Origin of the sequence: Flavobacterium hydrophilum (genome assembly GCF_003202405.1) — a bacterium.
Taxonomy (GTDB): Bacteria; Bacteroidota; Bacteroidia; order Flavobacteriales; family Flavobacteriaceae; genus Flavobacterium; species Flavobacterium hydrophilum.
This window is the reverse complement of record NZ_QJHL01000001.1, coordinates 1,707,474-1,723,427: the sequence shown is the minus strand read 5'-3', so window position 1 is coordinate 1,723,427 and position 15,954 is coordinate 1,707,474. Positions and strand designations below refer to the sequence as shown.

Annotated in this window: 16 protein-coding genes; 15 read left to right on the top strand and 1 reads right to left on the bottom strand. The window is 34.6% G+C overall.

Features of this window, described 5'->3' with window-relative positions; translation table 11 throughout:
• Positions 1 to 46 precede the first annotated feature (46 nt).
• From DMB68_RS06570 to DMB68_RS06515, 15 genes are all read left to right on the top strand, one after another.
• A complete protein-coding gene (locus DMB68_RS06570; RefSeq protein WP_110345822.1) occupies positions 47 to 2,038 on the top strand; it encodes a hypothetical protein in 1,992 nt (663 codons plus the stop codon).
• 21 nt (positions 2,039 to 2,059) lie between these two features.
• Positions 2,060 to 2,896, top strand: a complete 837-nt coding sequence (locus DMB68_RS06565) for a hypothetical protein (RefSeq protein WP_110345821.1) — start codon at positions 2,060 to 2,062, stop codon at positions 2,894 to 2,896.
• 97 nt (positions 2,897 to 2,993) lie between these two features.
• Positions 2,994 to 3,911: a hypothetical protein gene (locus tag DMB68_RS06560; RefSeq protein WP_110345820.1), complete on the top strand. Its 918-nt coding sequence runs from the start codon at positions 2,994 to 2,996 to the stop codon at positions 3,909 to 3,911.
• Entirely contained in the window at positions 3,901 to 5,256 is a 1,356-nt protein-coding gene (locus tag DMB68_RS06555; RefSeq protein WP_110345819.1) for an ATP-binding protein, read from the top strand. Before DMB68_RS06560 ends, DMB68_RS06555 begins: the two co-directional genes overlap by 11 nt.
• A gap of 3 nt (positions 5,257 to 5,259) precedes the next feature.
• Entirely contained in the window at positions 5,260 to 6,132 is an 873-nt protein-coding gene (locus tag DMB68_RS06550) for a glycoside hydrolase family 25 protein (protein WP_110345818.1), read from the top strand.
• A gap of 18 nt (positions 6,133 to 6,150) precedes the next feature.
• Positions 6,151 to 7,530, top strand: a complete 1,380-nt coding sequence (locus tag DMB68_RS06545) for an eCIS core domain-containing protein (protein WP_110345817.1) — start codon at positions 6,151 to 6,153, stop codon at positions 7,528 to 7,530.
• 102 nt (positions 7,531 to 7,632) lie between these two features.
• Positions 7,633 to 7,761 carry a hypothetical protein gene (locus DMB68_RS23720; RefSeq protein ID WP_262510110.1) on the top strand — a complete coding sequence of 43 codons (129 nt, stop codon included), beginning with the start codon at positions 7,633 to 7,635 and terminating at the stop codon, positions 7,759 to 7,761.
• A gap of 78 nt (positions 7,762 to 7,839) precedes the next feature.
• Entirely contained in the window at positions 7,840 to 7,998 is a 159-nt protein-coding gene (locus DMB68_RS23340) for a hypothetical protein (RefSeq protein ID WP_165830102.1), read from the top strand.
• 200 nt (positions 7,999 to 8,198) lie between these two features.
• Positions 8,199 to 8,546, top strand: a complete 348-nt coding sequence (locus DMB68_RS06540; RefSeq protein ID WP_124019397.1) for a hypothetical protein — start codon at positions 8,199 to 8,201, stop codon at positions 8,544 to 8,546.
• Between the two features lie 67 nt (positions 8,547 to 8,613).
• Entirely contained in the window at positions 8,614 to 9,648 is a 1,035-nt protein-coding gene (locus DMB68_RS06535; RefSeq protein ID WP_110345815.1) for a hypothetical protein, read from the top strand.
• A gap of 8 nt (positions 9,649 to 9,656) precedes the next feature.
• Entirely contained in the window at positions 9,657 to 11,264 is a 1,608-nt protein-coding gene (locus DMB68_RS06530) for a hypothetical protein (RefSeq protein ID WP_110345814.1), read from the top strand.
• 47 nt (positions 11,265 to 11,311) lie between these two features.
• Positions 11,312 to 12,124, top strand: coding sequence for a hypothetical protein (locus DMB68_RS06525; RefSeq protein ID WP_110345813.1), 813 nt, complete (start codon positions 11,312 to 11,314; stop codon positions 12,122 to 12,124).
• Between the two features lie 55 nt (positions 12,125 to 12,179).
• A complete protein-coding gene (locus DMB68_RS06520) occupies positions 12,180 to 13,865 on the top strand; it encodes an eCIS core domain-containing protein (RefSeq protein WP_110345812.1) in 1,686 nt (561 codons plus the stop codon).
• Positions 13,866 to 13,918: 53 nt separating this feature from the next.
• Positions 13,919 to 14,044 (top strand): hypothetical protein, encoded by a 126-nt coding sequence (locus tag DMB68_RS23715; RefSeq protein WP_262510109.1) that lies wholly within the window; start codon positions 13,919 to 13,921, stop codon positions 14,042 to 14,044.
• A 230-nt stretch (positions 14,045 to 14,274) separates the two neighbouring features.
• On the top strand, positions 14,275 to 14,823 hold the full coding sequence (locus DMB68_RS06515; protein ID WP_124019396.1) for a hypothetical protein: 549 nt from the start codon (positions 14,275 to 14,277) through the stop codon (positions 14,821 to 14,823).
• A 523-nt stretch (positions 14,824 to 15,346) separates the two neighbouring features.
• On the opposite strand, the gene DMB68_RS06510 is transcribed toward DMB68_RS06515, so the two are convergent.
• Positions 15,347 to 15,943, bottom strand: coding sequence for a class I SAM-dependent methyltransferase (locus DMB68_RS06510; RefSeq protein WP_110345810.1), 597 nt, complete (start codon positions 15,941 to 15,943; stop codon positions 15,347 to 15,349).
• Between the last annotated feature and the right edge of the window lie 11 nt (positions 15,944 to 15,954).

Here is a 15,954-nt window from a genome sequence, read left to right as displayed (position 1 = left end):
AATGAAAGAATAAAACCAATAATATAACCCTTAAAATTAAATAATTATGAGTTCCTACAATGAAAATCTAAATGCAAGTGTAGTGTCATCCTTGCAAGCACAAGAACTAAAATTAAGCAATACTCAAGCACAATTAAATGCCGGTATGTTTACACTCTATTATGCAGAAGACGCAAAAATAACAGCTCAGGAAAAGTTAAAAAGAACAGAACAGAAATATTCTGATCAGGAAATAATAAAAGAAGAAGCTGTGGGAGATAATAACCTTATCAACAATGTAGTTGCTACTGCTAATCAGGAAAAACAGTTTAACTTACAATCCGTTTCTAATACTGCGGTTTCTGCTGCAAATGTTCAAATTGCTACAAATGCTATAGTCAATTTAGCAAGCGATATGGGAAGCATAGTAAGTATTTTAAATGCCGCTGATTATGGTAGCCAAATTTACGAACAAGCACTTGCTGTAAACAAATTAATGAATGACACGGCATATAATGCTGAAGTAACCTCTCAATTGGCAATGGAAGCCTCATCCTTAACTGCGGAAGTAACTGCAAGTACCGTTTCAGATATGGCAACTTCTACTGCCGGATCAATTACCAACTTATTAAGTATTCTAAACAGTCAATTAGAAGCTACTTCAGCATTACAAACAACTGAAAATGCTAATTATGCTTCTGCTGCAACTGCTCAGAAAAAAGCAGAAGGTGAATTAATAGACGCTAAAGTAGATTTTGACGCTACAAAATCTACCTACTTATCTAGTATCAACGAATTAAATTTAAACTTACAAATTAAAAGCAAAAGTAATATAGACTTTACTGTTCAATTTGATGCTTATCTAAATCCTTTCTATAACGATATAGAAAATTTAGTAAATGGCATAATTACTTATCCGTACAATGTTAGTCCTGTAGAAAATTATTACATTTTCGTAGTAAAAGAAAGTGAAAGAACCATTTTTTCAATGACTATTGCAGAAGGATTAATTAACTCTCCTAATATAGCTATACCAGTAAACAATAAAAAGAATCAAGCTACTATAGAAAAAAAGATTTCAATAACTGGCATAAAAGACATAAATAATGAAGCTATAACATTAGGAGAAAATTATGTTGTATTTGTTTTGGCACAATTTACAGTAGATTATAAAAAATCATTAAATAATTTTGAAGATTATTTAACCGCTTCATCCTCTCCATTCATATTAACTACTCAACTAAAAAGTCCAAATCCTGAAGCAATAAAAGTTGTTTTTTTAGATGAAAAAGAAAATTCTAATAATATAACATCACAGGTATTACAATTTGATTTAAACGAAAAGAATAACACAGTTGAGTACAGATGCATGTTTATACCTGATAATTCAGCATTTGTAAATGGAATGTTTAAAACTCAAGACTTACAAAGTATAGAAGAGCAATTTGTAAAAGAAGTAAGTGAAGAAATAGAAAAATACAAAGCTGTTGACGATGAGTCGGAGATTAATAACTTATTAGAAATTCTAAAAGAAGAATTAGAGAAACTTACTACTGAAAACACACCAAAAGCAGCAGCTGATTCAACTAAAAATGACGCTGACGCTGATACAGAAAATGATGCTGTACAAAATACATCACTAATAGAGGAGATTAAAACAAATATTAGCACTTTAGAGTCAAAACTTAAAAGTTCGACACCTTCTGATAGCAGTGTAGAAACAAATAGTTCTAATAAAACTCCAAAACCTGGTTTCTTTTTTAATAAATTAATTGCTGAAAATGTTACAGATGGAAATTATACGGTTCCCACTGGTGATCAAATCAAAATTGACTCAAAAACAAATATAAAATCAGTAACTCTTCCAATACTTGAAAACACCACCGATAATTTTGGGAACCCACTTATTGAAGGGAATGAATACATTCCTGTTGTATTGTCGGTAGCTTCTGGACCTAAAAAAGTAGCTGTTCAATTTTCAAGCTCAATCTCTGATTTTGTAAATACAGACACATTCCGCTATCATACAATAAAACCCATAACAGAAAAAAATAATTAACAATTTAAAAAAATAGAAAATATGGAAGCAATAAAAAATATGGCAATAATGGATATGGCAATAATAAAACCATCAAAATATGGGGTTACCGAAAATAAAAAAAGAACTTTAGACTCTTTAACTATTCAAGTTTTAAATGCAACAGATGAAGTATCTCAATTACAAGCAATAGTAAGTTCTCTAACAGACAAATCAACTACTTATCAAGGTTTTTTAACACAAGCAGATGCTAATAAAACTCAAGCTTTTAATAATATTGGTTTAATGAATACTGTGGTTAAAAATGCTCAGAATTTAAAAGATAATTCAGAGATTGCCTTAGGTGAAATAATTTTAGCAAACTCCAAGACAGAAAATGTAGCACAGAAAACCACAAGTGTTACAAATAAACTGATTTATACCGCTGAGATGATAAATAAGTTGGCTAATCTAATCATTAGAAAAAAAGCACAGAATCCTCTTATTTCAGATCAATTAATAAAAATGATTACAGCAGCAGGCAATAATGCAAACAATGCAGTTGCTCTATCTCTGGTAGCTTTAAATTCAACATTCACAGCTCAATCAACAAATAAGCAAGTTCAAAACACGGCTGCTTTAGAAAGTTTACAATCAATCAAACTATACGATAAGCTAACTAATGATAAAAAGACTAATACTACTAGTTTATCATTAAATACTTTATTGAACAATGCTTACAATGTTGCCGTAATAGAATTCAATAAGATGCAAAGTGCTTATAATGAAACTTTAAATCAGTTAAATATAAAAACAGCTGAGTTAAATAAAGCACAGATTAATTTAAAATCTTTACAAGCTGGTTTAGCAGCTGCAAATGCCGCAGCGCTTGCCGGTTAAGATAAATAATACAAATCATTTGGTTTTTAATCACAGTTTTTATTGCTATTTTAAAAACTGTGACTAAAAACAGGAACTTTTACTAAAAAAGCAAGCCATGAATCGTATTTACAAAAAATTTTATAGTGCTTTCTACACTAAAACTAATTATATCCCTTCAAAACCTTTAAACAAAACGCTATATCCTGGTGACTTTTTCCATATTATTAATGGAGAAATGATTGTTTTGGGAAACATTTTTAGTTCCAATATCGTGGATATGAAAAATGTAGTTTTTGAGCATAATATCAAATTAAATGCTGATTCCTGGCAATTTAGCGACGGTGTTTCAAAACCTTATTCAGGGAGAGGAACAGGCAATAGCGCCTTAGATGGAGTTTTTGAATTTAGCAAACAAATCTTAGCTTTTGAAACTAGCGGCAGTTTTATTTTTAAAAGTAATAAGCCTGAAGCAGTTAAAATTAAAAATTGGACTGAACTACAGAATGAATTAATTATAAAACTAACTCAAACTTATTTTTCTTTCAGAGAGCTCTATTTAATTACCGAAACAGCAAGTGCTTCCGATTGGACATTAGCTATTGCCGGAGCAAAAAATGGAGAATTAGAAATTGCTATGGAAACTGAAAATTTCGGTCTGGTAGATATTTTTGGGCATTCATCTTCAAAAACAATTCAGTCAAAAGATATTGAATATTATAACAGGCAATCCGAAAGAAGGCCTGGTTTTTTTAAAGCTAAGAAATTAGCGGAACAAAATGAAAGCTTGCCAACATTTATAGACAATCTTATATACCAGCGCACCTTATTAAATTTATGGGGAAAAGATTTTTATAAATACAATCTGGATACGAATCAAGAACAAGATAATACCAACTTGAACAATGCTCAAATAAGCATTTTGGATCTTTTATCTGGTAATCAACTCAATCCCAACACTGCACTACTCTATTTTAAATGGACCGATGCTTCATTAGATGATATTGAAAAACTTTTTGTAAACCATGGGATCTAAAACCAACATAACAATTCTGCATGAGGAACTGGATTGGCTTGAAAAAGTCATACAACAAGTCATTTGTAGTTATTTGTTGCAAGAAGGTCATGAAAACGATTGGCACGATATTCCTATGTCTGATTTATCTGCAGAAAATGGTCCTTTTGCTTCCTTTGTAAACGATTGGCAAATAAATATCTACGAACGTTTAGGGATTGCATTATGCCTGGCTCCACATCTAAGACCTGAAATTTTAGACACCTTCTTTGGTAAAAATGCTATGTATGATCGGGGTTTTACCGAATTTGGAGGGGTAATAGACAAAGGGCATAGCGGGTTTATACCTACTGGACAAACATTAGCTTTCCTAATTACAGCTACACATAAAGAATTACTGGATGAAGTCCATAAAATAGTAAGCAAAGAAAACAAACTCATCAAAGAAGATGTACTGCAATTAGCAGAAACAGATGCTTTCATTCCAAAATTAAATGGCATCCTTAGTCTGCATCACAATTGGTTTCATTATTTTATAACCAATGAAAAAATTAGTGTAGCACAAAGTGCTTCTTTCCCGGCACAAAAAATAACCAGCTCTTTGAACTGGGAAGAGGTTGTACTCGATGTTATAGTTATGGAACAGGTAAACGAAATCCTTAACTGGCTGGAACATAGTGAAACTTTACTCAACGAATGGGGTTTGTCCCGCAAAATAAAGCCTGGTTATCGCGCTTTGTTTTATGGTCCCCCGGGAACAGGAAAATCATTAACCGCTACCCTTTTAGGAAAAGCAACGAACAAAGAAGTTTATCGAATTGATTTATCGATGATTGTTTCCAAATACATTGGAGAAACCGAGAAAAATTTATCCAAAGTATTTGATATTGCCCGGGATAAAGAGTGGATTTTGTTTTTTGATGAGGCCGATGCCTTATTTGGTAAACGAACTGCTGCTAATTCCTCTAATGACCGACATGCTAACCAACAAACCGCTCATCTTTTACAACTCATTGAAGATTTTCCCGGGGTAGTTATTCTGGCCTCTAATTTAAGAGCCAATATGGACGAAGCATTTACCAGACGTTTTCAGGCTATTATACATTTTAATATGCCATCTACAGAAGAACGTTATCAATTGTGGCAGAATGCATTCTCAGGTATTTGTACCTTATCAGAAGAAATAGATTTATATCAAATTGCCGAAGATTATGAGTTGGCTGGTGGAGCTATTATTAATGTATTGCGATACTGCGCTTTGGCTGCTATAGGCCGAAATGATTCCGTTGTAACTAAAAACGAGTTATTAAAAGGAATAAAACGTGAGTTTGGCAAAGAAAACAAAACCCTAATTCTAAAACAGTAAACCATGTTAAAAAATATAACATTAGCTTTAGCAATATGGTTTTTAGTAGATTGGGCTTATAATGAAAAAATAAAACCTTTCTTAAAGACAGAATTAGAAACGGAATCAAAAACAGAATCAAAAGCAGAAATAAAAATAGAAATTTCCCAACCTGCAAAAGATACATTAAAAATGAAGCCATTGAGTTTAGTTAAAAATTTATCGCTAAAAGATTCTGTTACTTATGGATTAGATATTTCACACTATCAGGGTGACCTCATAACTGCATTAGATAATAAAAAAGACTCCCTTTATTTTGTCATTTGCAAAGCCACTGAAGGTGAAAGTTACATAGACCCTACATTTGAAAGCAATTGTAACATACTCAAAGATGAAAAGGTAATAAGAGGTGCTTATCATTTTTATCTCTGTGAGTTTGACCCCATAGACCAGGCCCAACATTTTGCAAAAGTTGTTATGGATGACCAATTTCTAAATATTAGTCATTTACCACCTGTTATGGATATTGAAAATAGTAGTATGGATACCAATTGTGGTGATTTAAAAACCGCTCAGCACAACATACTGCTCTTTCTAAAGGAAGTAGAAAAAATAACAGGTCGCATTCCTATGATTTATACTGATAAATCTACAGGAGACAAATATTTAAACACTCCAGAGTTTACAAAATACGCATTATGGATAGCTGCGTATACAAAGGATCTTACAACCAGTAATATTCCTTCAGCATGGGATAATAAATGGATGATATGGCAGCGTTCCGATAGTTACTCTTACCAGGACACCAATTTTGATTATGATGTTTTTAATGGTAACCTACTGGAATTGAGAAAATTTATAAGGAACTCTATCGCTAAAAATAAACCTGTAAACTAACTTTTTACTCTTTCAATTATGAATGAATCAATAAAAGATACTACTCAGCAAAAAAAAGATGACAGTGGACAAGCAGCAGCCAATGTTGTAGGAAATAAAGGAAAAGTATTTAGTGATAATCGTCCTTTAATACAAAAAAAAGCCAATAACACTGGTTTACCTGATAACTTAAAATCGGGAATAGAAAATCTTTCTGGTCATGCTATGGATGATGTGAAAGTACATTACAATTCTGATAAACCCTCACAATTCAATGCCCATGCTTACGCACAAGGTTCAGAAATACATCTGGCTTCAGGTCAGGAAAAACATTTACCACATGAAGCCTGGCATGTAGTGCAACAAAAACAGGGGCGCGTGAAACCTACTATGCAAATGAAAGGAAAAGTCAATGTGAATGATGATGCAGGATTGGAGAAAGAAGCTGATGTTATGGGGGCGAAAGCTTATCAATTTACAAGTAAGCCATTGGAAGATCTGACACAAAATAAACAACAAACACCAACAAACTACTCTCCTCAGGAGATGCAGTTGAAAGCGCATCAAGAAATCCTGACTAATAATTCAGAAGTTGAACAAGTTGTCCAGGCAAAAAGCAGCAATGTATCTGTTCCCGTAATACAGCGTCTTGGTACAAATGTAAATATGGTAGCTGAAGACGAAAGGCACTTTGAAACGCCCTCTGGCAAAACCCGTCTAAGAGTTAATCCGGATGCTGATGCTTATCTAGAAGGGCAATTTGAAAAAGGTTCTGCAGCCAAACATGCAAATGTCAGTCTGGGAGAAAAATTTACACATGCTATGGAACATGTGCATAAGGGAATTCCTTATAATCGTCAAGGAAAAATAGATGCGCTTAATGAACACAGACAACCTGTTGCTGATGGTACGGTACGTCGAGAAAGAGGATTGGGTGTTATGTTACATGGTAATGCAGCAACTTGTTGGGAAAAAGCGGCATTTTTTCATCTGGTATTAGCGGAATTGGGAATCTCGACCACAATGGAAGGAGGATATGATAAAGACGATGGTGAAGGACATGCTTGGCTGGTAGTTGAACCACATGAAGATTTTTTTGGTGGTAAATCTGTCGTTATTGATCCAACTACAGGAAAAGTAGGCAGCCGCACAGTATTTGAAAATAACTATAATATAACAGTACCTGCTAAAGCTGTAGCTACACCTAAAGTGGCTCAAGCCCCAAAAGAAATTGAAAAAGCATTACGTGAATTTCATAGTATTTCCAGTTTGGGAGAAACAGTCAAAAAAGCCGTTGTAGGAATTGTCGAACTAAAAATTGAACGGGCAATAAATGAGCATAAAAGACAAGCTGAACAAGTTGAGTTTGAAAAGCTATTAGCGAAATTTAATGACTCTCTAAAAGTAACCTTAAAATAGGTTCTAAAGAAAACCGATTGCTAAGACATGAATAAAAGCTAGAGCAAAATTAATTCGATTAATTACAAAAAAAGGAAAATAACGACTAAAAAGATTCCAAATATGTATGAACAAATAGACAAATCAAAAGAAAATAAAAGTACTACAGTTACTAACTCTGTTATTCAAAACAAAAATAATGGTACGGATTCAAAGGTAATTGTGGATAATCGTCCAAAATCTGTTTTGTAAAGAAAAATAGGAGATGCAACATCTAATAGTGAAAAAAATGTAGCACAATTACATCCTAAAAAAGCTTCAGGCACAGGAATGGCTAGAAAAGACCCAGGTCATGGAAATGTAAAAAGTAAACAGCATGCAGCCGCTCGGGCAAAAAAAGATGGAAAAAGAGGTGCAAAACAAGCTGCAGAACGTGAGCGATTACAAGAAAAAAGAGCTGCAGAAGAGGCAGTAAAAGCTGCTAAATAAAAAATTTGATAAAAAATCATTAAGTGTTAACACTAGCTTTTTTTGACACCTAAGTAGTAAGAGGCTTCTTTTTCAAAAGAAAATGAGAATAAATCTAAAAAAAAATGAAAGCTTATACAGACAAAACACAAGAAAAAAAAAGCCAGCCAGCATCTGTGGTCGCTCAGAAAAAGAGTAACGGCAAATCTACATTTCAGTTTGTGGACAATAGAGCTAAAACAGCAGTTCAAAAAAAACTAATCGATAATACTAACATTACTCTTCAAAGAAAAGTCGACAATTATCAAGAGAAATCGATACAACGTATTGGAGCCAGATCAAATACATTTCGTCTTGTAGTAAATGGTGTAAGCAGAGAAGAGATAGATGATGCAATTGACAATATTCCCGGAGGAAATGGAGGCTCTGCCCAGAGAAATGGTAACGCTGGATTTGACGTGGTTATTTATGCTATGCATACGCTACCAGTCAGTACTGTCAGAAATTCTTTAAGGAATCAGCTTCCCCACGCAATTATTGGTGGGATAACACGATCAGTCGAAAACTAAACAAAGTGCGGCTCTGAAAACGCGGGACTTAAATGCAGTAGGCAATAAACCAAAACCTAAAAAAAGTATGAATACACACGCTGATATTAGGCAAGATAATAAAAGCCAATCCGCTGCAAATGCTATTTCAAAAAAGCAAGGCAATGGCGTATCTACTTTTCAGTTAGTGGACAACAGACCTAAACAGATTGCACAATTACCAAAAAAAGACTTGATTACTCCTACTCCATCTGTGTTTCAGCTCCAAAAACTAGAGGCAGGAAAACTCAATGTTGTTGGAGAGCATCATACAGAAAGTAATAATAGACGTTCTCAAGAAAAGGATATAGCAGCAAGAGAAGTTGGCGGAGGCTATTGGACAGAAGATAAATTTCGAATTAGAGAAACAAAATCATCCAAAGAAAATGCTGTAAAAGACACTGCTCAAGATCAAAGAATCCTAGGGGATGCTTTGTATTTAAGAATAGCAGAAAGCATTCAATATGTTGATGATGCTAAAAATGAGTTTGAACAAGGCTGGACCCAATGGACTTCACAAAAACTGTCTGGAGAACAGTTGATAGATTTAAAAGCTGAATTACAAACTTTGTTGGTAACCTGCAAAACCCACACACTGGAAGCAAACAGATTAGCTGAAGCCTATATGCATAATGAAGAGTTTAAAACCCTCCCAAAATTCGTTACAGCCCAAATCATACAAATTCATAAGTTGCTACCAGAAACTGAAAAGTTGTTTCTTATATTGGTTGAAACCTGGAAAAAACATTCACTACAACAATTAATTTTCGATAGATTTTTAAATTCTTTCCATGTGTTTGGTTCTAATATTGACGTTCTAAATATGTATGCCGCAAAAATTGGCGGTGCAAGTAGAACGGACACCAGTAAATTAAGGTCTTATGAAATGGACAATGCAGCCAGTTTTGCTCATGATAGAATAGGCGTTTGGAAAATAGGATTTGACCATGTAGAACATATTGAAGAAGAAATGCAACAAAGCGACACTAAAAATTATGTACTTATTAATCGGGACGAATTTAACCATGAATACAAAGAGTTACCCATTTTAGTTGAAGATCACATGGTGAAACAAGAAGAATAAGAAACACAATGGAGCACCACAATAAAATAAATAAAAACAAACAACCTAGTCTGACGCCAAAAACCGTTCAAACCAAAGGAGTATATCTACAAGACAATCGGCCATCTTCCATTTTACAAAAAAACAATACCCTAAATACAAAATTAGCCACCATTCAGAGAAAAATTTCATACAATGCAGGGCGATATGAAAACCGTGAAGCGCTCATAGAAGCTCTTGAAGCAATTTTTGAAGAAGCCGCTCATGAACGCATAACATATTGGGTCAATCAATACGAAAAAAGCAAAGGTCGGGCACAATATGCCAGTACAGTATATAACTACATTATAGGTTACCTTAAAGGGGAAGGATTTCAACCCACATTTGGCAAAACTTCAAGTACCTCAGATTCCAATCACGGTCCCCTCATTCCTAGCAAAGTAAATCGTGATGCCGATTCCGATTCTGAAGAGGCATTAAAAACATTCAATTTTTCAAGTGTTACACTAGGTAAACTAACTTTAATAGGAAATTCAGAAAAAATACATTTTCAAGACCGTCAAATTGATGCCAACTTCCATGCAGAAGACGGTTTGTTGGAACAACTAGAAGCCTATATTGAAAAAAATGAAATCAAAACAAACCAAGTTAGAATCAATTTGACTATCAATAATTTTTTCTGCGCTAGACACAGCACCAAAAAGAAAAACAAAAGCCAAAATTGTCTACATGAAATCATTGAATTACAGAAAAAATATAAATTCGCTCGTTTCCATGTTTATTTTCAAAACACCTATGGTTCACCAGAGCTAATGGATGAATCCATCAAAAAATTACAAAAAGCAGGTATATTAGTCACTTCCTTTAGCTCTACAGACGATCCTCCCTATTTTAACAAACTACTCGATCCTGCCAGCGAAAGTGAAGACGATGAAAAAGAGGAAAGCAGTTCTAGTTCCTATAAAAAAAGGGGGAAAGAAAGTAAAAAAGAAATCATAGAAGAAAAAGAAGAGTCATTGGGTAGAAAAGAACAACTTTATTTATCTAATTTGTTGAGGGTCAATAATTGTCTGATTAATGCCATTGCACGGCCAGGATTAGGACGCAATGCCAATATTGGAGAGCTTGTGGCTATTCGTCTCCAAATGAAACAACGTGGATTTGCAATAGGTGAAATGCTCGTTGCCTCACCCGCCATTATACGAATAATACTTAATGCACTAGGAATCAATCGTGGGGTGAGGGTTGTTTATCAAAATTCCAGACACCCAGACGACAGAGTGGCTGGTCCCAACACGATTATTGTTAACCATCAAAATCGTCATTTTCAAGAAAGAGAAGAGGGCGAAATAGAACCTGGAAAAGAAAAGAAATCATATTTGGAAAAAAGAGAAAGAAAAGAATTTAAAGTATCAGAGTCAGAATCAGGATCAGAAAATGTAACCAAAAAATCGCCTAAAAAGAAACCTAAAAAGAAAAGAAAAAAAATTACAGAATCAGAATCAGATTCCGGATCAGAGCCAGGATTAGCATCAGTATCAGAAAACGTAAGCAAAAAACCTCCCAAAAAGAAAAGAAAAAAGAAAAGAAATAAAAGTAAAGAATCAGAGTCAGAACAATCAGAATCAGACAGCTAATCGAAGGAATTACTAAAAAAAATAAGAAAAAACAAAACAAAAACATTATGGAACACTCACGCAATATAAAAAGCGAACAAAAATTCCAACCCGTTTCTCATAATTTAGAAAAAAAAACAATTCAAAATAAAGTCATTGCACTCCAAGACAACCGACCAACCTCTATTTTACAAAAAAAAGAACAAGAGGTCACCACAAATTTTAGCACCGTAAAACCCGTGCAACTTTTTTCGGCAGATGATATAAAATTCATGTATGCCAACAAGATGGGATTGCGACACCATGATTCAAAAGCAGACGCAATAAACGAAAAAACACACGGAACAGTAGGTGGAGATGCGGTTCCGCTTAACCCAATTGGAAGTACAGGGCCTCGTTTAGCATACCCTTTAATGGGCATTGGTACAATATCAGATGAGATCATCGAACAATTTATTCAAAATGTCGATTTATTCATCGCTAAATCATTAAATCGTACTGTCAGCATAAAGCTAGGAGAAACAACACCAAGACAAGTAATAGCCGCCGCAATAAATAAAAGTACTTTTCTTTTAGTAACTGGTATGAAAGGTACCGATTTGCCTAAAGACGTCGAGAAAAAAGACTATGCAGGATTAGGCAAAGTAGGAAAACAAAAAATAAATGCATCCCAAATAGTGAATCTAATGGCATTAAACGACTCCGGAGTTGACATCGAATTCATGGAATTAGTTCATGGAAAAAGCATCGATGCTCCCATAGAAACCCATGAACAAGGAGAAGAAGTATTCAATAATTTGGTACTCATATTTTCAGAAAAATTAAAAGATGCCGTTTTCAAACTACGCACAGGCAACGATCGATTTCTTATTGAAGATTAGACGACAATTTTGTAATTGTATCCTCCAAAATAACTATAAAGATTAAAAAAGTATTATGGAACACACACACGATAGGATAAATAAAAACAATGGTTTGACGCCAAAAACATTTCAAACCAAAGCAGTATACCTTCAAGATAACCGTCCTTCATCCATTTTACAAAAAAAAGCAAATAACACAGGCTTACCTGATAACTTAAAATCAGGAATAGAAAACCTGTCTGGTCATGCTATGGATGATGTGAAAGTACATTACAATTCAGACAAACCCGCCAAACTTAATGCTCATGCTTACGCACAAGGTTCAGAAATACATCTGGCTTCAGGTCAGGAAAAACATTTACCACATGAAGCCTGGCATGTAGTCCAACAAAAGCAAGGAAGAGTAAAACCTACTTTGCAAATGAAAGGCAAAGTGAATATCAACGATGATAAGGGACTGGAAAAAGAAGCTGATGTTATGGGGGGAAAAGCCGGTACAGGAATCCATCAGGTTAAAAATAAAGAATCTAAAAATCAATCATCTCTGGAAAATACTACTGTACAAAGAATTGGAGAAGCACTTCCAGGTGCACAAACAGATCCCTCACTTTACTTACTGATAGACCATGAAGAAGAAGGAAGGGCAAAAAATGTAGCAGAATGGAATCAAAAAGTTCAGGAAATACAACAGCTTCATGTACAAAACCAACAAACTCTATATGCCATAATTAATAGTCCCGGAGATTTGCTTAATCTTGCTCAAATCCCACATATTGGACTACCCGTTGAAGCAATTCTGACCAATACAAAAGAATTCTTAAGTCAGCGATTAGTAGTTTTTGCTATGACTCCAACAGTTAGTACCATATTAAAACCTCCTGCCGAAATGAAAAAATTCTGGCCACAGGTTCCGCAGGAGGCTTTAAAAGGAGAACTGTTCTTTGATGATAATGTTGCTTATCCTAACATAGGATCTTCAAGAAAAGCAGCAGAAGGCCTGCGAGCTACAGATCCAGGAGTAATAATTCGTAGTTCTCACGAAACAGCACATGCAGAAGGAATGAATATTAGAGTCTTTATGAACAACCCTTTAAATCATGAAATACTTAGTATCATACTTATGCATGAAATACAGCATGTTGCTGACCGTCACGATGGAGATTTTCAGGAAGCAATTATTAATGATATTAACGGTAAGGAAGGTGATGTCGGAAATGCCTATCGCTCAGAGTTTAGAGCATACTGGCTGGGTAATAAGCCCGGAGCTGGTTTTGGAAATCCGACATTACCCGCTTCAAACAGCCGAAATGTAATAGAAAAATGGTGGATATTCAATTGGAAAGCACAACCTACAAATTTTGCCAATCAAAGACAGGAAAATATATTCTGGCATATGGTTAATTCAACTACTTATCCATGGGTAAAAGTAAACTATCTTCAATCTGCAGCTTTTAGAAATCTGGTGAATGGTCTTGCCACTCCAAGTGGTGGTAATTTACTCAATTCGATCCGCATTGATTCATTGCGGTCTGATCTTGGGCTTTCTGCCATGGGGAAATTTGCAAATTATGTTGATGATATTATAAACGATGCTCAGGCACTTGACATGATTGACAGGTACTTCCTGCAAAGTCCTATGTCTGGTCAATTTTGGACCTTTTTTGATCAAAAATTTGCTGGTCCTTTTGATAATCAGGAACAGACTGACCGGGCAGCATTAATCAAAGCACATCTGGAAGAAATAATCGGTCGCCGATAATCTTGAAATAACATTAAATCTATAATTATTAATAACTTAAAAACACTTAAACTATGAACACAAATTTCAACGGAATCTGTTATGCGCCTTTTTCTCAAGGGTATAATCCTTCAATCGCTAACACAACTTATATTTTTTTGCAACCGATATCGCCACAGCAAGCAAACTACAGCAATTAGGACCCGATCCTGGAGACAACCGAATATTTAATGATGAGGTTGTTTTTAAACGAATAAATGAGGGATTGAAAGCACACATTCCCCAGCCTGCTGCAGTTAGCCCCGGACTTGCTGCTTTTTACCCATTACTGATAGCTAGACTTTCAGGACTATTTTCTGTATATTCACAAGACCATGTAAGAAATGCACAGGCAGTGCTTCATGCAGACTTAGTTGCCAAAGCTATCCCTATGACTGCAGATAGAAATCTGGGACTGCCAACCACTGCTTCACGAAGAGAATTTAATATGCATGCAGGAATGATGAGTTTTGTGAAAGTTATGACTCCAGCATGGATCAAGGATCATATACTCAGTCTGGCAAAGGGGATGTTAGTTCCTCTTTATTGTCCTAAACTTCTTGTTGCTTTAAAAGCGTCTAATGTTTCAGGTTTTACACTTCCTGCGAATATTGACGCCTACCTTCAGGACAATAATCATACTACTACAGCTGTACATTGGGCTCATTTCATAGCTGAAGTAAGATTGGCAATAGCGATACTCAAAATTATTTTGGAGCATTTGATTATTCCTAAAGGGAGTTATCATCAGATGGACACTAAGCCAAAAGTAGGTTTATATGAACATAACAAAGTTTATATTGGTGCCAGACAAGACACATATCAAGATCCTCAAAAAGTGCAAATGCCACAAATACATCCGAATAAAAGACTACATGTAACTGAAATAAGAAGAGGTGATCCTTCCGCTAAACTAAGAGATTTGGAGAAAGATCTTTAGGACATAAAAAAGCCTAGACATATTAAAATGTTTAGGCTTTTACTTTTTTATACTTTTCTAAAATGTTGCCAGATGAATTTAAACAGGATAGCGGAAATGCTTTCCGTGCTCACAAAGACAAGAGAAGAAACACAAAGAGAAGAAACAAAAACTACAATTGTAAAAAGTTGTGATTTTTATTTTTTAAAATTAAAAGTCATGTCAACAAAATACAAGGAAAAACAATTGAAGAAGCTTATTTTGTAACCCGACGGAGTAGATATTTGGTAATACTTTAAATCCCAAAGTAGACACCAGTGCAGGTTTAGACATAACAATCTATGCCTACCAGTTGCCTAAAGTTATTGCTTTATTGAAAATTAAAAAGTAGTTATTGTTGAGATTGGTCCAAACCTTCACCATTAGCTCAAGTTCTCAGCCTCTCAATCTCATAGTCCTAGTTTGATTCAGATAGGCTTTACCTTTATGCAAATAATAAAATACGCTAATGTAGAGCCCCGAGGAATCCTAATTGATTAAAAAGTTACTTATACACCATCACTGTAAAATCCCCTTCAACATAATTTTCCTTTACAACAACAGTATTGGATAGTGTTATACAAAAATCGGTAATCGTTTTAGGCGAATAAGCCATTAAAATTCCATCTGGGTTTACCGTTTTGCTTAACAAATTAAACCCTAAAGCAATATTGCAATGGGCATATAAATGAGCTATAACTTTAAAAATAAAATCAGGGTCACTGTTTTTATAGTTGAGTGAACCAGAAACGAATACATAATCAACTACAGTTAATTGACCTTGCATGAAATCACCTAGATAAAATGTGGTATCTGGAAAATCTTTGGTTTTTTCAATGGCATTGTCTAAAAAAGCAGGAATCATATCGATACCATGATACGAAACATTTGTAAAATGTTGTGATAAATAATAGCATAAATCTCCGTTCCCACAACCAATATCCAATACAGAACAATCATTTAAATCGCCTATTTGTGCTAAAATTTCAAAACGTTTCAGTTGGTCTTCTTCAGAGAACCAAGCCAGACTTTGGGCACTTTCCGAACCGTATTTTTCAATCTTATCTTCGTGAAATTTTTGTATGTACAATTTGTCGAGCATATAAATGGCGC